Origin of the sequence: Paenibacillus sp. 7541 (assembly GCF_002276395.1) — a bacterium.
Taxonomy (GTDB): Bacteria; Bacillota; Bacilli; order Paenibacillales; family Paenibacillaceae; genus Paenibacillus_AQ; species Paenibacillus_AQ campinasensis.
Window position 1 is genome coordinate 183,338 of sequence record NZ_NQLZ01000011.1, and the last position, 17,671, is coordinate 201,008.

A 17,671-nucleotide genomic window follows, 5' to 3' on the forward strand; every position below is an offset into this window, starting at 1 on the left:
TAGTAAATAGATGAAACCGATATTGGGCCGGCGGTTCCGAAGAAGCTGGATATGAAGGAAGCGTATGGCTAAATTCATAGGTTCGGGTTAGATGAACGATATAGGAACTAGGAAGTGAAGCCGCTTCTACTTGTGGTACAATATCGGAAGAGGTGAGTGCTGGAATATGTTTTTGAAACGGATCGAATTAGCGGGATTTAAATCGTTTGCCGACAAAACCGAGATGGAGTTTGTTCGGGGAATCACGGCCGTGGTTGGCCCGAACGGCAGCGGCAAGAGCAATATCTCCGACGGCATCCGCTGGGTGCTGGGGGAGCAGAGCGCCAAGTCCCTCCGCGGAGGCAAGATGGAGGACATCATCTTCGCCGGCAGTGACGCCCGCAAGGCGGTCAATTACGGCGAGGTGTCGCTGACGCTGGACAACGAGGATCATGCGCTGCCGCTTGATTTCAATGAAGTGACAGTGACAAGACGCGTCCATCGCAGCGGCGACAGCGAATATTTTATTAACAAGCAGTCCTGCAGGCTGAAGGACATTACCGAGCTGTTCATGGACACCGGGATAGGCAAAGAGGCATATTCCATCATTGGACAAGGCCGGATTGAAGAGATTTTAAGCACCCGTTCGGAGGATCGCCGCGGCATCTTCGAGGAAGCCTCCGGCATAGTTAAATATAAATCACGCAAGAAGGAGTCGGTCCGCAAGCTGGAGGAGACCGAGCAGAATCTGCTGCGGATTCATGACCTGGTCACCGAGCTTGAGGACCAGATCGGACCGCTGAAGGATCAGTCCGAGAAGGCGATTCGCTACAAGGAGCTTCGGGAACAGTTGAAGCACAAGGAAATCTCCTTGTATGTGCACCAGATCGAACAGATTCACTCCTCCTGGAGCGAAGAGAGTGCGAAGCTGGAGAAGCTGAAAGAGGAACAGCTGGCGCTCTCAACCGTCGTGTCGGCGCATGACGCGAAGCTGGAGAGCGACCGCTCAGCGCTGCGGCAGCTAGAGACGGAGATTGAACAGATCCAGAACGAGCTGCTGCAGTACAGCGAGCTTTTCGAGAAGAGCGAGGGATATGGCGAGGTGCTGAAGGAGCGGCGCCGGAATCTGGAGCGCACGAAAGAGCAGCTGGAGCAGAGTTTGAACACCGGCGATTCCCGCTTGACCGAGCGTCAGCAGGAGCTGGCCGCGATGGAAAGCAAGCTGCAGGAGCTGCAGCAGGAGCTGGCCCAGGTGAGAGATCAGCTCTCGGCCGAGGAAGCGAAGCTGGTCGGTGTAACCGGGGGCATCAGCCAGCAGCAGGAAGAGAGCCTGAAGGGCAATTTGCTTGAGCTGATGAACCGGATGGCTCAAGCTCGCAACGAAATACGATATGCGGATCAGCAGCAGGAGGCGCTGGAGCGGCGGATGAACCGGGCCCAGGAGGAATCCGGGAAATGGGAAAGCCAGAAGGAGGAACTGCTGCGCCGCAAGGAGGATATTGCTCGCCGTGTGGAGCGCTTCGGCAAGGAGATTGCGGAGCTTCGCGGCGCCTACATTACCGAGAGCGAACGTTATCAGTCCTTGCAGAAGCTGCTGGAGGAGACGCAGGGAACGCTGCGCAAATGGGAGCAGAAGCGGGAGGCGCAGATTTCCCGCCGCGATACGATGAAGGAGCTGCAGGACGACTTTGACGGGTTTATGCTGGGCGTCAAGGAAGTGCTCAAGGCCGCGCGCAAATCGGTACTCCATGGTGTCCACGGCGCGGTGGCGGAGCTGATTCGCGTTCCCGAGAAGCTGGAGCTTGCGATGGAAACCGCGCTTGGCGCTTCCGTTCAGCATATCGTTATGGATAACGAGGCTGTATCGCGCCAGGCGATCTCTTTCCTGAAGCAGCGTCAGCTGGGCCGTGCCACGTTCCTGCCGCTGGATGTGATCCGGCCGCGGACCGTATCGGCTTCCGACCGTTCGCTTGCCGAAGGGGAAGCTGGATTCATCGGATTTGGTTCGGAATTGGTGCAGTATGATCCGAAATATAGCAACATTGTAGGCAGCCTGCTCGGCAATGTGGTCATTGCCGAGACGCTGGAGCAGGCGAACCGGATTGCAGCGCGCTTCTCCTACCGTTTCCGCGTCGTTACGCTCGAGGGAGATGTGGTTAATGCAGGCGGTTCCATGACCGGGGGCAGCCAGCATAAGAAAAACAACAATCTGCTCGGGCGTAAACGCCAGCTGGACCAGCTCGATCAGGAGATCCAAGAAACCGAGAAGCAGCTGGACAAGCTTCGCAAAGGAATTGAGCAGGTGCGTTCGCAGATGACCGCGTCGCAGGACAAGCTGGACGAGCTTCGCAAGGCTGGGGATGACAAGCGGCTGGAAGAGCAGCAGGCAGCTGGCGATCTCAAGCAGCTGGAGCATGAACTGCGCCATGTTACAGAGCAGGCGGAACTGGCCGGGGCCGAGAAGAGCAGCTTCGAGCTGGAGGCCAAGGAAATTCAGGAAAGCCGCGTCAAAGCAGAGGAGCAGCTGCTGAAGCTGGAGGAGGAAGAGAAGGCGACCCAGCAGGCGATTCAGGCTGCCGAGTTTGCCCGCAAAGCCAATGAATCGGCGAAGGAAGAGCTGCAGGGCCAGCTGACCCAGCTGAAGGTTCGCGAGGGCAAGCTGGACCAGGAGAAGTTCTCGCTGGAAGACCAGCTGAAGCGGCTGCGCTCCGATGTGAACAATCATGAGAAGGAGCAGCAGCAGAATCGGACGCTGCTCGCTTCCGTTCAGGCTGATTTGGAGCAGAACGAGGCGGAGAACGTCAAGCAGATTGAGGAGCTGAACACCTACAAGCTGCGGAAGGAAGAGGCTGCGCAGCAGCTGGAATTCAAGCGGGCATCCCGGGCGTCCCTCAGCCGCAAGCTGGAGCTGGCGGAGAGCGAGACGAAGGAGCAGCGTACCCAGCTGAGAGCGGTGGACGACCAGCTCCGGCAAACCGAAATTAGCGTAAACCGGCTTGATGTTGAGCTTGAGAACATCCTGAGAAAGCTGAGCGAGGAATACGAGCTGAGCTATGAGCTGGCGAAACAGCGCTATCCGGTGCCGGAGGATGTGCCGGCGGCGCAGAATGAGGTGCGGGACCTTAAGCGTTCCATTTCCTCCCTGGGCGAAGTCAATCTGGGGGCGATTGAGGAATACCAGCGGGTGAACGAGCGCTATCAGTTCCTGAGCGAGCAGAAGGCCGACCTGGTGGAGGCAAAAACGACGCTGTACCAGGTGATCAAGGAAATGGATGACGAAATGTCCAAGCGCTTCAAAGGAACCTTTGATGCGATCCGTCATGAATTCGGAACGGTGTTCAGCAAGCTGTTCGGCGGCGGACGGGCGGATCTGATCCTGAATGATCCGGATCATCTGCTGGAGACAGGCATCGATATCGTTGCTCAGCCGCCAGGGAAGAAGCTGCAGAATCTGCAGCTGCTGTCCGGCGGTGAGCGGGCGTTGACGGCGATGGCGCTGCTGTTCTCAATCCTGCAGGTCAAGCCGGTGCCGTTCTGCGTGCTCGATGAGGTGGAGGCGGCCCTGGACGAGGCGAACGTCGTCCGTTTTGCCCAGTATTTACGCGAATTCTCGGAGCAAACGCAGTTTATCGTGGTCACCCACCGCAAAGGCACGATGGAAGAAGCCGATGTCCTGTATGGGGTCACGATGGAGGAAGGCGGCGTATCCAAGCTCGTATCGGTTAAACTGGAGAATGAAGAAGCAGAGATCGCCTGACGGCGTGATATAAATATAGAGGAACATGGAGGGAGCCTATGAGCTTTTTCAAAAAGTTAAAAGAAAGCATTTCTAGCAAAACGGAAACCGTCACAAAACAGTTCCGCGACGGACTGGAGAAGACACGCAAAGGTTTCATCGAGAAGGTGTCCGACCTCGTAATTCGCCGCAAGAAGATTGATGAGGAGTTCTACGAGGAGCTGGAGGAAATTCTGATCGGGGCGGACGTGGGCGTCAACACCGTGATGAATCTGATGGACGAGCTGCGCGATGAAGTGAGAAAGCGCCGGATCGAGGACGCTGCTGATCTTCAGCCCGTGCTGTCCGAGAAGCTGATGGATCTGCTCCGGGATGACAGCAGCAGCGAGCTGCGCAGCAATCCGGATGGCATTACTGTCATTCTGTTCGTCGGCGTTAACGGTGTCGGCAAAACGACAACGATCGGGAAATTGGCTCACCGTTACAAGCAGGAAGGCAAGAAAGTGCTGCTGGCGGCAGGGGATACCTTCCGCGCGGGCGCGATTGAACAGCTTGAGGTTTGGGGCGAGCGCGTAGGTGTGGAAGTGATCAAGCAGCAGCCTGGCTCCGATCCGGCGGCTGTTATGTTTGATGCGGTGCAGGCGGCGAAGCAGCGTCAGGTCGATGTGCTGCTGTGCGATACGGCTGGACGCCTCCAGAACAAAACGAATCTGATGGAGGAGCTTAACAAAATTTTCCGGGTCATCCAGCGTGAAATTCCGAGTGCGCCGCATGAGGTGTTGATGGTGCTGGATGCAACGACAGGGCAAAATGCGCTGAGCCAGGCCAAATTGTTCGGGGAGAAGAGCGGAGTCACCGGACTCGTGCTGACCAAGCTGGACGGTACAGCCAAGGGCGGCATCGTGATCGCGATTCGTCAGGAGCTGGATCTCCCGGTGAAGCTGGTGGGGCTCGGAGAGAAGAAGGAGGATCTGCAGCCGTTTGATTCGGAGCAGTTCGTTCATGCTTTGTTTGCCGGCTTGATCAAGGAAGAAGAAACGAATGCCGAGGCATAGGCAGCCCCGGTCTTCAACCCCATTACACGATATACAAAAAGCGCAAGCAGCGGGCGATAGACAGCCCCTGGCTTGCGCTTTTGCTTTAAACAGGATAGGATCCCGATATTATGAGGACACGATCCGTACGAATTCAATGGCCTGCAGCGGGATGACAGCTGTGTCCGTAGGCGGGCCGTAAATGACCGGCGGCACATTCAGGATGATCGTGGTGTCGTTTACTTCGGTCAGCGTGCCGATGATCACGTCCCCGGATACAGCTACCTCTGTTTCGGAACCGACAAAACCCCGAAGCCAATCTGTGTAACTCATACTGATTTTGCCTCCTTTTATGAAACGATTACGTTCGGATTCGTTGGGTTACGCACCGCTTAACCCTGTCACTGGACCGACGTGATGCTGGCAAACGGAATCAGCACGATATCGCCTGACGATTCGCGAAGCTGAACGCCGTCCTCTGCCGTTGCGAGCACGATGCCTTCCAGTGTGACAAAGGTCGTATTCACCCTTACTTGCTGGCCGGTTCTGACTTCAAAAAAACGGGTCAGTTCCGGATTCAGAATCAGTCCTGTGCGCAGCTGGCTCTCAAGCTGCTCCACCCGCTGCGTCAAATCACCGGTCTGGCTGCTAAGCAGCTCCACCTGTCTTGATAGAGATTTGATGCGGGACAGAAGTCGTCCATGAAAAAGAAAGCACATAATCATACTCCTTTCTGGCTAATCGCTGTCATTATCAACCAAAGCTGCCTTCCATCTGCTCTCTCAGCATCTGCAGCGCTTCCCGGCTGCGGTTCTCTGCTGCCCGGATTAACGGCAGCGCCCGCTCCACATCGGCCGGGGCAGCTTTCAGAAAGTGCTCGGCTTTCTCTATCAGCACTTCCAGCGGGAGATCATAAGGGGTGAAATAAGAGCCGAGTTCAAGCGAACCGAGCAGGTTCCGCACCTTTCCCATCGTGCTTAGAGCCAGTACCGGAACGCCTGCCCGAAGGGCGGCCAGGGAAGGGTGGAGCTTGAAGGATATCAAGTAATCTACCGATTGGATCATACAATAGGTCAGCTCGGTATCCGCAAGATTCGGGAGTGTCTCGATGGAGGCAGCAGGCGCATATTTTTTGACATTTTGCTGAAGCTGAAGACAGGTGCTGTAATCGGCAAAAGCATTGCCGGGGTGGTGGATAACCGGGATGAGCACCACATGATAGCCTTGAGCTGATAGATGGGCGAGCAGCTGGGTCATATTGTCCATCGGAAAGGAATCATACGAGAACACGACCACGCCGATCGTGGGCCGATGGGAGAAGCGTCTTACCGGAATTTGCGGTTCGCGATAACCGAACACAATATCGGGGGCTACCTCCGGCTGGAGGTGCAGCTTCGCCCTGGCGGCGATATCGGCTGACTGTGAATCCCGGAAGACGGCTCGTTTAGCCTTGGATATATATTCCCGGTAAGCGGCCACCTCACGCTCGGGCCAGGTATGCTCGGGATAGGCGTCGACGATGCCTACGCCGTACACCCACGTCGGCCGTCCTTGCAGGGGGGACGGGAAGTAGTAGCGGTTAAAGGAATACGGCGTGATCAAATCGCCGCCACCGATAATGACCGCGTCGGCTTGGTCCGGGTCCAGCTTGGCTTGCCACGGGTATACATGATGCCCATGGAAAAGCTGCCGAAACGTATGCAGGAACAGGTCATCGCCGAAATTCCCCATGCCATAATATCCGCTGGCTGCAATGTGCATATCGTCTCACCTCCTTGGGGTCATTCGTTATAGGCGGTGCTTCTAGCTTCATGTCCGGTTACGAGTGAAACTTTCTCCACAGAGGGAAGAGGTCGCGATGCTGCTGGCTGATGCTCCTGCCGTGAAGGACACGGTGATAGAGAACGCCGGGCGTCCAAGCGAGGGGGGATTGGCGCAGCAGCCGATGGGTCAGATCGATATCTTCAAAAATCCGGCCCAAAAGATCCTCGCGCGCATACCAGCCCCCAACCGCTTCCAGCGCTGTTTTGCGGTACATGCGCGGCACCAGCGGAGGCGCACCGCTGTCTGCGGATTCGAGCTTGCCATCCGGATGAAGCCACCGGGATGAATCTACAGTGCCCTTCCGCAGCGGGCCAAACGACCGGCTGCGTATCCACAGCCCGCAGCAAGCGGTGGCCATCCCGGCGGCATGATTCTCGTCCAGCGCTGTCTTCAGCTGGAGGAGCGCCTCTGGAGACAGCCAGTCATCTCCGTCAAGCTCCACTATATAGCGCCCCCTTGCCTCCTTGAGCAGACCTCTCATGACCGAGGCCTTGCCGCGGTTTCTCGTATAGGAGAAGCAGCGGATGCGGCTGTCGTCATAGAACATCGCCTCCAGACTGCTGCCATCGGTGGATCCATCGTCCCCCACTAGCAGCTCCCAGTCGGGCATCGTCTGGGCGAGAACGGATCGGATGCTCCAGCCAAGGGTATCTTGCATATTGTGAACGCTCATCAGCACCGAGACGGAAGGGGGGTGTCCAGCCTTATCCGCTGTCCCGATGGATTGGGCATTGAATGCGGAAGCTGCCTGCAGCACAGGCAGGATATGGCCAAGCTCTTGCGGGTGTCCGCCTGCTGGCAGAAAGGCAGAGTGCTTCCTGTGGCCGTGGCCTCTCCGCCGCGATGTCAGGCCCTCTTCGTTCATCCCGGCCGGTGGGGGAGCGCCCAGCTCCAGCATAGCCTGATTGTCCGCAGGCATAAGATCAAAGGGCAGAAATCTTGCAGCAGGAAGCCGGCTGTTCCACAATCGAAGGCGCTCAATCAGCCAGCACCTACGCCAGTAGAGCGGCGTCTTATTCAGGGTCATACAGACCGCTTCCGCCGGGCCGGGGAGTTTCCCAGGAAAGTGGACTTCGGCATGGCGGTCCAGGAGTACGCTGCCATTATCCCAGCGCAGCCATTCACTGCGGCTGTGCAGCGCTTCTTCGAGCAGCCGTTGCCGGTAAGCAGCCGTATCCTGAGGCGTGAAGCCGCCCGGTCTGCTAATCAGCCTGCTGCAGCTGTTCATCATGGGAAGCGGCTGCCCCTGGCTTCCAGCGCTTGGCGGATCACTTGGTCGGCGGCAATGCCGCGCTCAACCCAGCGATGCTGGCGGGCATAGGAAATCCGCGCCTGCCTGCGTTCCGCGGAATCCTGCTCGCTCAGCATGGCGGCGAGCTTAGCGATATAATCTTCATGGGTCGTTGCCGTTGTCACATGGGGTTCCATCAGAATGCATTCGGGCAGTGCCGTCGACAGCACTCTGACGCCGGCAGCAAGATATTCATAGGCTTTCACCGGGTTGGTGGCAAGGGTGATCGGATGGTACTGGAATGGAATAAGCGCAACGTCGATATGCGGCAGATAGCGCTTCAGCTCGTGATGGGGCTTCTCGCCAAGAATAAACACATTCGGCAGCTGTGAATAATCGGCGGATGTCCCGTACGGGGCGCCGATCGATATGAACTGGACGCCGGGAAAGCGGGCAGCCAGCTTCGCAAACAGCGCATGGTCCACCCAATAAGCCCATGCGCCTATATAAGCTACGACAGGTCCAGGTGGCAGATCACCAGGACGCTCGCCGTCGGGAATGCGGAAAAAAGCGTCGTCCGCTCCGTTCGGAATGAGCGTAATTGGCTTCTCCGGATAGGCCAGAGACAGCCGGGCATGAATGGTCTCGGCGGTGCACACGACATGGTCGGCAGCTTGGACCATTTTATGCTCGTATTTGGCCCACTGCGGAAACTCGTCACAGCAGTCATAGATGGTCACATCCGGATTGAACACGGTCGCAATGCGGGTTCTGAGCTTCGACCATGTCGTCCAGACGACGACAGGGTGCTGCTTGCGAAGCTCCGGGAGCTTGCGGTGCAAAAAGGCCTTTGTATCTGTGAACAGATAAACATTCGGTTCGACTTCCTGAAACTCCCGATCCATGGGGGCCAGATTCTCAAAGTAGACCTGATGCCCGAGGGAGCCTAGCTGAGTCATGAGCTGCTGCGGTCTTTGTTTCATATAAGACCAGTTCATCGTTTTCGGGTAGATGATGACAGCCAAGCAGATTGCCTCCTTTCATGGTTCTGAGGCAGTATATGCGCTGCTAGCTTTATAGAATTGGATGGATACACCTTTTTATGAAAAATGGTCAATCTCCCGGGAATAACATACGGTACTGCCATCCCCGGTCCAGTGACATGCTCCAGGGAGACGAAGTGGAGGCGGGGTTACGTCACCCGAACTTACGGCATTCAGGGGCCGGACCGCTTGCTGGCATTGCATCGGCCCAGCGATTATAATAAGAAGTAGAGAATTTCTTAGTGAAAGGAAAATGATATGGCCAATACTCACATATATCCCCGCAAGGAGGAAATTGCCAATGCCATCACCCATGGCATAGGGGCTGCCCTTAGCGTCGCTGCGCTCGTGCTGCTGATTGTATTCTCGAGCCTTAAAGGGACAGCCTGGCATGTCGTGAGCTTCACGATATACGGAACAACGATGCTGTTGTTATATTTCAACTCCACGCTCGTTCACAGTTTGAGAGAGGGCAAGGCCAAGGACTTTTTCGAGTTTCTGGACCACTCCTCCATCTATCTCTTTATCGCGGGGACGTATACGCCGTTTTTGCTGGTCGCTGTACGCGGTCCGCTCGGCTGGACCCTGTTCGGTATCGTCTGGGGTGTCGCGCTGCTGGGCTGCGTGTTCAAAGCGTTTTATGTCAAAAAGTTTTTGTTCATGTCCACCGTGTTTTACATCGCGATGGGCTGGCTGATCGTCGTTATATGGAAGCCGCTGACGGCGGCGATCGATCCGCAAGGGATCCGGCTTCTCGTCGAGGGCGGGTTGTTGTATACGCTCGGCACTGTCTTTTATGTGTGGCGGGGCTTTCCGTACCACCATGCGATCTGGCATCTGTTTGTGCTCGCGGGAACCGTGCTCCACTTTTTTGCGATATTGTTCTACCTGCTTCCGATTGGCGTCTGACGGGGCATAGAGGAGAAATCTGCTTGACTTAAAGATCATGAAGGATGACAAGGGAAACGGCTTGACATCCTTCTTTGTTTTATGTATGATAGGGTTCGTTAAGTGAACTGTAAAGTGTTTTTCCTTGACGAGGGGGGTGCCCTATATGAGTCAGGAGAACCGGCTTGAGAAGACGAACCGGATCAATTTGCTGTTCGATTTCTATGAGCAGCTGCTGACAGAGAAACAGCAGACGTTTTTGAAATATTACTTTCATGATGATTTCTCATTGGGAGAGATCGCAAGCGAATTTGAGATCAGTCGTCAGGCCGTATATGAACATATTAAACGGGCGGAGCAGGTGCTGGAATCCTATGAGGAGAAGCTCGGGCTGCTGAGCAAGCATGATGCCCGCGTCCGCGAGCTGGATAAGCTCATGGAGCTTGTCAGAGACAGCGAATTGAATGATCGCGACAAGAAATTGATGACCGATATGGTCGACCGATTAAAGATATGGGATTAAAGATTGAACGGAGGTGGCTGTTATGGCGTTTGAAGGACTAACCAGCAGACTGCAGAATGTGTTCAGCAAGCTCCGCGGTAAAGGCAAGGTGTCAGAAGAGGACGTAACCACCGCCATGCGTGAGGTGCGTCTGGCGCTTCTGGAAGCCGACGTCAACTTCAAGGTCGTTAAGGATTTTGTCTCCAAGGTGAAGGAGAAGGCCGTCGGCAAGGAAGTTATGGACAGCTTTACGCCGGGCATGGTCATTATCGACATCGTGAACAAGGAACTGACGGAGCTGATGGGCGGCAGTCAGGCCAAGCTGGCCAAGAGCAACAAGCCTCCAACCGTCATCATGATGGCGGGTCTGCAAGGTGCCGGTAAGACAACGACATCCGGCAAGCTGGCCAAGCTGCTTCAGAAGCAGAACAGCAGGCCGCTCCTGGTTGCGGCGGACATTTATCGTCCGGCGGCGATCAAGCAGCTGCAGGTGCTTGGCGACCAGATTAACGTTCCGGTCTTCGCGCTCGGGGACAAGACAAGTCCTGTCGAAATTGCGAAGCAAGGCTTGCAGCATGCCAAGGACAACGGCAACGACTATGTCATTATCGATACAGCAGGCCGCCTTCATGTGGACGAAGAGCTGATGGAAGAGCTGAAGCAGATTCACAGCGAAGTGAACCCGGACGAAGTGCTGCTGGTGGTCGATGCGATGACCGGTCAGGACGCCGTCAACGTGGCAGACAGCTTCAACCAGCAGCTGGAGCTGACCGGGGTCGTGCTGACGAAGCTGGACGGGGATACCCGCGGCGGTGCGGCACTCTCGGTTAAAGCTGTAACAGGCTGCCCGATCAAGTTCGCCGCGCTCGGCGAGAAGATTGACGCGCTGGAGCCTTTCCATCCGGAACGGATGGCTTCGCGGATTCTTGGCATGGGCGACATGCTCTCTCTGATCGAGAAAGCCCAGTCGAACATCGATGCCGAGAAAGCGAAGGAAATGGAACGGAAGATGCGCAATGCGGAATTTACGTTCGAGGATTTCCTGGAGCAGATGGATCAGGTTAAGAAGCTTGGACCGCTGGACCAGCTGATGGATATGATTCCTGGCATGGGCAAGATGAAGCAGGCCAAGGATTTGAAGGTCGATGAGAAGCAGATGGGCCGGATTGAGGCGATCGTGCACTCCATGACGACCGAAGAGAAGCAGCATCCGGATATTATCAATCATAACCGGCGCAAGCGGATTGCAGCAGGCAGCGGGACTTCGCTGGCTGAGGTCAACCGTCTCATCAAGCAATTTGATGAAATGCGGCGGGTGATGAAGCAGTTCTCGGACATGATGGGCCCGAAAGGCGGCAAGAACAAAGCCTTGAAGCAGTTGAAGGGTCTGACTGGCAAAGGAATGAAATTCCCGTTCCGTTAATTGCTTGTATAGATAGCTTGATATCTTTTGAAGGAGGTGAATGTTCAAATGGCAGTACGTATTCGTCTGAAACGCATGGGTGCTCACAAGGCTCCTTTCTACCGCGTGGTGGTATCCGATTCCCGTTCCCCGCGTGACGGCCGCTTTATCGAGGAAATCGGTTATTATAACCCGGTTGCTCAACCGGCTGAAGTGAAGATTGATGAAGAAAAAGCGTTGAAATGGCTTCAAAATGGTGCGCAAGCATCCGATACGGTTCGCAACTTGCTTAGCAAAGCGGGCGTGATGAAGAAGTTTCATGAGCTTAAGCATCAGAAATAAAACTGATCGCGAGGGTTATCTATGGAAGAATTAGTTCGCGTTATTGCTAAGGCTTTGGTGGATCATCCAGAAGATGTGACCGTGAAGACAGTGGAGAAGGAGAACCTGATTGTATATGAGCTTTACGTGCATCCTGATGATGTCGGAAAGGTTATCGGCAAGCAGGGTCGAATCGCCAAATCACTGCGCACCGTGGTCACATCAGCGGCAGTTAAGATGGATAAACGGGTCACCGTTGATATCATTTCTTAAAATATACGAAAGGGGGTTAGGATGTTTGTCCTAGCCCTTTTTCGTACATGCTGAAGAAATCGAGACTCACCGTCTGACAAGCGGGTTTTCATAACAGGTAGCAGGAGGAAGATCATGTCTGAAAAGCTTTATACGGTAGGTAAAATCGTAAACACACACGGTATTCGCGGCGAAGTGAAGGTAATGCCGTATACGGATTTTGCTGACCAGCGCTTTGCGAAGAACAGCACGCTCTACATCGTACCCGAGACCGGGAATGCCGGTGCCACCCAGGTTACGGTGGAAACTTCCCGTTATCATAAAAACATGTACATCATCAAGTTCAAGGAGCTGCATGGCATTAATGAAGTTGAGAAGTACAAAGGCACGCTTCTGAAAATTACGGCGGATATGCAGGAGGAGCTTCCGGACGACGAGTTTTACTTTCATGAAATTATCGGTTGCCGGGTGATCACCGATGATGAGCCTGCAGAGGAGCTGGGAACGATTTCCGAGATTTTGACGCCGGGTGCCAATGATGTGTGGGTTGTCAGAACAGCGGAGGGAAAAGAAATCCTTCTACCAGCTATTCCGGACGTTATTCTGGATGTGGACAAACATAACAAACTCGTGCGAGTCCATCTTATGGAAGGGTTGTTATAATCATGAAGGTCGATGTGCTGACACTCTTTCCCGAAATGTTTGACGGCGTTTTTCATTCGAGCATTTTGGGCAAGGCGCAGGAAAAAGGCATCGTGCAGCTCAGCGCCGTTAACTTCCGGCAATATGCCGGAAACAAGCATGGAACGGTGGACGATACGCCATATGGCGGCGGGGGCGGCATGGTGCTGAAGCCGGATCCGATCTTTGCGGCGGTCGAGGACCTGCTGCAAGGCGGATCGGGCGGCGGGAGCCAGACGGATCGGAAGGAAGGGCACGCCCCGGAAGAGGTATCAGGGGCGGCTGCTGAGGCTTCTTCTCAGGCGGAGCCTGAGCATGCGCCAGGGATCGATCATCCGGCAGCTCAAGTGCAGCAGGGATCAGACTCGGCAACGGGTGCCGATCCGGGCGCTGAGCCGGCCGTGAGACGCAGCCCGCGCATCATTCTGATGTGCCCTCAAGGAGAGACGTTTACGCAGCAGAAGGCGGAGGAGCTGTCCCGGGAAGAGCATCTTGTGTTCGTCTGCGGGCATTATGAGGGATATGACGAGCGCATCCGGGAGCATCTGGTGACCGATGAGCTGTCGATCGGCGATTATGTGCTGACAGGCGGCGAGCTGCCGGCCATGGTTGTCATTGATTCGATCGTCCGGCTGCTGTCCGGGGTGCTTGGCAATGAAACTTCGGCCGTCACCGATTCGTTCAGCACCGGATTGCTGGAATATCCGCATTATACCCGTCCGCCCGAATTTCGCGGCTGGAAGGTGCCGGATATTTTGCTGAGCGGCCATCATGCCAATATCGAGACCTGGCGGAGGGAGCAGGCGCTGAAACGGACGTGGGAGCGCCGGCCAGATCTGCTGGACAAGCTTGAGCTGACCAAGCAGGACCAGGCTTATCTGGACAAGCTGAGGACTGCCTCGCACTCCTCCCAAGACAGCTAGGAGCGCTCAAGTACGATGGCTCCGCATGTCTCGGTTATTCACGGCGCAGCCCCCAGCAAGTGTGCTTTGCTAACATGGCGGCGGTCAGCCGACCACATGCTGCATGTTCGACATCAGGGCCGCTATGGTGCAAACCGGTGTTTGCCGGGTAATAAGTATCTGGATATAGCATGACTTACATCTTAAGGGAGGCATCCAGCTATGAAAGAGCACCTAGCGGAAACGGAACAGCTTCAGGAACGAAGCATCGCGGATGTGCAGTTTCGGACTGTCGACGATATTTTGGAATACTACAATGCGCAGCATCGTGTGAAGGAGCAGCCGTCAGAAGAACAAGGCCAGTAGAGCTATGGCGTTGCTCTCAGGAAACCATTTCTGGTCGCCTGGACCGGAAATGGTTATTAATTGTGCGGATCGGGAATTTCACTGGGATTTTCGGTGAAATTTGAAAATGGTTATATAATCGTGTAAAGTAAAAATACTTGATTCAAGCCCATAAATATGATAGTATATCTTTTGTTGTGAATACGGTGGTCCGCTGCGGATAATGATGGAGAACAGAGGGTTTTCCGGAAGAGGCAAGAACGCCTGTGTGAGAGGAGGGAGTCATAGATGAATATCGTTCAAGCGATTACTCAAGAGCAGCTTCGCAAGGATATTCCGAGCTTTCGTCCTGGCGACACTTTGAAAGTGTACGTTAAGGTTATCGAGGGATCTCGCGAGCGTATCCAGCTGTTTGAAGGTGTTGTCATTAAACGTCGCGGTGGCGGAATCAGTGAGACTTTTACAGTTCGTAAAATTTCTTACGGTGTTGGTGTGGAAAGAACTTTCCCGATCAACTCGCCGAAAATCGATAAAATCGAAGTGGCTCGCCGTGGTAAAGTGCGTCGTGCGAAGCTTTATTATCTTCGTGAACTTCGCGGTAAAGCAGCGAGAATTAAAGAAATTCGTCGTTAATAACAAGGCGGTAAAAGGGGCTTGTGAATCTTTACAAGCCCCTTTTGTATATGCAAAAAAGCCTTGACCCACAATAAATGTAGAGAGGACGGTGGATTATGCAGCAGGATCAACAGCAGGACGCAATGAAGGAAGCGACATCGCAGCAGCCAGCCAAGAAGCAGAAGAATGAGCTTGTGGAATGGCTGAAGGCTTTGCTCATTGCCCTGATACTTGTCGTACTCATACGCTGGTTGCTCTTTAAACCATTTATCGTCCAGGGACCGTCTATGGAACCGAACTTCATATCCGGGCAGAAGCTGATCGTGAACCAGGTTTTGTATGACATACGGAAGCCTGAACGTGGAGAGGTTATTGTATTCCATGTGCCGGCAGAAGGACGGGATTTCATTAAACGGGTGATTGCAGTCGAAGGAGATACCGTCAAGGTCGAAGGCGACAAGGTATTGGTCAATGGCGAGCCTGTGAACGAGGCATACATACAGGAAGCGATCGATCAGGCACATGCGGAGAACAGGCTGTATAACAATACCGACTTTCCGAATTCGTTTGTGACAGAGGGCGTAGTGCCTGAAGGGCATCTGTTTGTGATGGGGGACAATCGCTCCAACAGCACGGACAGCCGGATGATAGGATATGTGCCTTATGGGGATATTATCGGTCGTGCGGATGTCATCTTCTGGCCGATCCGGGACATCGGGCTGGTGAATCATTAATGAATCAAGCAAGCATGGCAAGTTGAAAGTGAGGTGACGACGTTGACGATACAATGGTTTCCAGGACATATGACAAAAGCGCGCCGCCAAATTCAGGAGAAGCTGAAGCTGATCGATGCGGTTATCGAATTAACGGATGCCAGACTTCCGCTCTCCAGCCGCAATCCGATGATCGATGAGATTTTGCAGGGTAAGCCTCGCCTCATTATATTAAACAAGGCCGACCTGGCCGATCCTGAAGTGACAAGACAATGGCTGTCTTATTTCAAGGAAGAAGGGCATACCGCCTTTCCGGTGGACGCTTCTACGGGGACTGGGCTCAAGGAAATTCCGAACCAGGTTCGCCTGCTGCTGAAGGACAAGATTGACAAGCAGATTGCGAAAGGGATGAAGCCGAGGCCGGTTCGGGTGCTCATTGTCGGTATTCCGAATGTGGGCAAGTCCACGCTGATTAACCGTCTGGCTGGACGCAGCATCGCTGCGACGGGGGACAGACCCGGCGTAACCAAGGGCCAGCAATGGATTAAGGTGTCCGGCGGCGATATGGAGCTGCTCGATACACCGGGGATTTTGTGGCCGAAGTTTGAGGACCAGAATGTCGGTTATCGCCTAGCGGTGACCGGGGCGATTCGTGAAGAGATTTTGAATGTGGAGGACATTGCTTTTTTTGCAATCAAGTATTTCTCACGTTATTACTGGAAAGATATGAGCGAGCGCTTTGAACTCAAGGAGCAGCCGACGGATTTCGACAATCCGGATGAAATCGTGGCGCTGATGGAGGCCATCGGCCGCAAGCGCGGTTGTATGATGAGCGGCGGCCGGGTCGATCTGGAGAAGGCGTCAAGCATCTTCCTGAGAGAGCTAAGAGCCGGCAAAATGGGCCGTTTCTCGCTCGAGGCTCCGTATTAGAAGAGATGAACAGAATGGCGATGCAAGGGGAACTGCCCCTGCATCGCCATTTGTTGTTCTGAGCCTATGTTATCTTTGCTCTTACACATTTTATTGAGAATGCTTTGTCGAGCTTCTGAAGATGGGTTTGGTCTGAATATGCGTGACCTGATAAGGCTGTGAAGGCTCCTTGATTCTGGAGAGCAGCATGTTGGCTGCGGCGATTCCCATTTCATCGCTGAAGATATGAACCGTTGTAAGATGAGGTTCCACAATGCGAGACTCAGGTGCATTGTCAAAGCCTGCCACCACAATATCATCTGGAATCGCCATATCTTTATTCTTCAGAGCTTTCATGACATTGACGGCGATAAAATCATTGGCGCACACGAAGGCGGAAGGCAGATGGTTCATCGCCTCCAGTTGTTTGTCCATCCAATCAGACTCGGAGAAAAATTCCCGATCCGGGTTCAGGATGCATTGTTCAAGGTTAAGTTGGATGCCGCTGTCGGTTAGCGCATTATTGAAGCCGATCCACCGCTCGTGAAAACTTTTGCAGTGATTATAGTCACCTATAAATCCGAGAGAGGTATATCCGCTCAGGATTAATTGCTTGGTCAGCGTAAAGGTGCTGTGCTCGTTCTCCATCAGAAGCAGATCAGCTTCCAGACCAGGGTAGAACATATCGGCCGCGCAATCGATAAAGATAGTCGGGAGCCCTAGGTCAGTAATCAGCTTACTGTACGCCATATCAAACAGTTCAATACATATAATCCCATCCACCTTGGATGTTTCGAAGTTATTGGGCAGATGAAGCGAACTGCGATCAATGTCCCGTACGATATGGATGGAAAGATTATAGCCTTCAGCACTGATTCTCTTCTCAAGACCGCTGATCAGACGGGAGCCAAAGTGCGAGGTATTTGGAAGATTGGCTGTCAGCAGCGCGATGTTTCCCGGGATTTTCGGAAGCAAATTCTCCGTTTCCATATAAGCAAATTGTTTATATTTAAGTTCGATTGCCTTCTTGATCACCTTGTTCCGGGTTTCGTCCGGGACGCTGTCGCTTCCGTTCAGCGCCTTAGAAGCTGTATTTCTGGAAATGCCAAGCGCATCGGCAATATCCTGGATCGTGACTTTTTCCTTTGCCATGAATATGATTTCACCCCAACGTTACTGTATTTATAAGAGGACTATGCAAAATCCTGATACAGATATTTGTTCGATCTTATACGATGTTCTATCTGAAAGTTAATCTCTTATGTCAAATGTATACTAGATTGGATCAAATAGC

Annotated in this window: 19 protein-coding genes; 13 read left to right on the plus strand and 6 right to left on the minus strand. The window is 53.9% G+C overall.

Annotated elements, in window-relative coordinates; genetic code table 11:
• Positions 1-166: 166 nt before the first annotated feature.
• On the plus strand, positions 167-3,736 hold the full coding sequence (gene smc, locus CHH75_RS06885; RefSeq protein ID WP_095397822.1) for a chromosome segregation protein SMC: 3,570 nt from the start codon (positions 167-169) through the stop codon (positions 3,734-3,736).
• Positions 3,737-3,774: 38 nt separating this feature from the next.
• A complete protein-coding gene (ftsY, locus tag CHH75_RS06890; protein ID WP_095265792.1) occupies positions 3,775-4,770 on the plus strand; it encodes a signal recognition particle-docking protein FtsY in 996 nt (331 codons plus the stop codon).
• Positions 4,771-4,878: 108 nt separating this feature from the next.
• Here the strand turns inward: ftsY and CHH75_RS06895 are convergent, their stop codons facing one another.
• The 5 genes from CHH75_RS06895 to CHH75_RS06915 all read right to left on the minus strand — a co-directional run bounded on the left by CHH75_RS06895 (position 4,879) and on the right by CHH75_RS06915 (position 8,829).
• A complete protein-coding gene (locus CHH75_RS06895) occupies positions 4,879-5,082 on the minus strand; it encodes an LSm family protein (protein WP_095265791.1) in 204 nt (67 codons plus the stop codon).
• A gap of 68 nt (positions 5,083-5,150) precedes the next feature.
• Complete coding sequence (locus tag CHH75_RS06900) at positions 5,151-5,468, minus strand: hypothetical protein (protein WP_230875665.1); 318 nt, start codon at positions 5,466-5,468, stop codon at positions 5,151-5,153.
• Positions 5,469-5,502: 34 nt separating this feature from the next.
• On the minus strand, positions 5,503-6,510 hold the full coding sequence (locus CHH75_RS06905) for a polysaccharide pyruvyl transferase family protein (protein WP_095265790.1): 1,008 nt from the start codon (positions 6,508-6,510) through the stop codon (positions 5,503-5,505).
• A gap of 58 nt (positions 6,511-6,568) precedes the next feature.
• Entirely contained in the window at positions 6,569-7,804 is a 1,236-nt protein-coding gene (locus tag CHH75_RS06910) for a glycosyltransferase family 2 protein (RefSeq protein WP_255222984.1), read from the minus strand.
• Positions 7,801-8,829, minus strand: a complete 1,029-nt coding sequence (locus CHH75_RS06915) for a glycosyltransferase family protein (protein ID WP_095397823.1) — start codon at positions 8,827-8,829, stop codon at positions 7,801-7,803. Before CHH75_RS06915 ends, CHH75_RS06910 begins: the two co-directional genes overlap by 4 nt.
• 276 nt (positions 8,830-9,105) lie before the next feature.
• Here CHH75_RS06915 and trhA point away from each other — a divergent pair, with 276 nt between their 5' ends.
• The 11 genes from trhA (at position 9,106) to ylqF (ending at position 16,398) form a co-directional block, all read left to right on the plus strand.
• Entirely contained in the window at positions 9,106-9,756 is a 651-nt protein-coding gene (trhA, locus tag CHH75_RS06920) for a PAQR family membrane homeostasis protein TrhA (protein ID WP_095265788.1), read from the plus strand.
• A 145-nt stretch (positions 9,757-9,901) separates the two neighbouring features.
• The gene (locus CHH75_RS06925) at positions 9,902-10,258 is read left to right on the plus strand and encodes a putative DNA-binding protein (protein WP_095397824.1); all 357 of its coding nucleotides are present in this window, start codon (positions 9,902-9,904) and stop codon (positions 10,256-10,258) included.
• 22 nt (positions 10,259-10,280) lie between these two features.
• The gene (gene ffh, locus CHH75_RS06930; protein WP_095265786.1) at positions 10,281-11,660 is read left to right on the plus strand and encodes a signal recognition particle protein; all 1,380 of its coding nucleotides are present in this window, start codon (positions 10,281-10,283) and stop codon (positions 11,658-11,660) included.
• Positions 11,661-11,708: 48 nt separating this feature from the next.
• A complete protein-coding gene (gene rpsP / locus CHH75_RS06935) occupies positions 11,709-11,981 on the plus strand; it encodes a 30S ribosomal protein S16 (protein WP_054957805.1) in 273 nt (90 codons plus the stop codon).
• Positions 11,982-12,002: 21 nt separating this feature from the next.
• Positions 12,003-12,233, plus strand: coding sequence for a KH domain-containing protein (locus tag CHH75_RS06940; protein WP_095265785.1), 231 nt, complete (start codon positions 12,003-12,005; stop codon positions 12,231-12,233).
• Between the two features lie 114 nt (positions 12,234-12,347).
• Positions 12,348-12,875, plus strand: coding sequence for a ribosome maturation factor RimM (gene rimM / locus CHH75_RS06945; protein ID WP_095265784.1), 528 nt, complete (start codon positions 12,348-12,350; stop codon positions 12,873-12,875).
• Positions 12,876-12,877: 2 nt separating this feature from the next.
• Positions 12,878-13,816 carry a tRNA (guanosine(37)-N1)-methyltransferase TrmD gene (gene trmD / locus CHH75_RS06950; protein WP_095397825.1) on the plus strand — a complete coding sequence of 313 codons (939 nt, stop codon included), beginning with the start codon at positions 12,878-12,880 and terminating at the stop codon, positions 13,814-13,816.
• A gap of 201 nt (positions 13,817-14,017) precedes the next feature.
• Positions 14,018-14,161 (plus strand): hypothetical protein, encoded by a 144-nt coding sequence (locus tag CHH75_RS24800; RefSeq protein WP_176475485.1) that lies wholly within the window; start codon positions 14,018-14,020, stop codon positions 14,159-14,161.
• 267 nt (positions 14,162-14,428) lie between these two features.
• Positions 14,429-14,773, plus strand: coding sequence for a 50S ribosomal protein L19 (gene rplS, locus CHH75_RS06955; RefSeq protein ID WP_095265782.1), 345 nt, complete (start codon positions 14,429-14,431; stop codon positions 14,771-14,773).
• 98 nt (positions 14,774-14,871) lie between these two features.
• Complete coding sequence (lepB, locus tag CHH75_RS06960; RefSeq protein ID WP_095265781.1) at positions 14,872-15,489, plus strand: signal peptidase I; 618 nt, start codon at positions 14,872-14,874, stop codon at positions 15,487-15,489.
• Positions 15,490-15,531: 42 nt separating this feature from the next.
• Positions 15,532-16,398, plus strand: coding sequence for a ribosome biogenesis GTPase YlqF (gene ylqF, locus CHH75_RS06965; RefSeq protein ID WP_095265780.1), 867 nt, complete (start codon positions 15,532-15,534; stop codon positions 16,396-16,398).
• 90 nt (positions 16,399-16,488) lie between these two features.
• Here the strand turns inward: ylqF and CHH75_RS06970 are convergent, their stop codons facing one another.
• Positions 16,489-17,529 (minus strand): LacI family DNA-binding transcriptional regulator, encoded by a 1,041-nt coding sequence (locus CHH75_RS06970; protein ID WP_095265779.1) that lies wholly within the window; start codon positions 17,527-17,529, stop codon positions 16,489-16,491.
• Between the last annotated feature and the right edge of the window lie 142 nt (positions 17,530-17,671).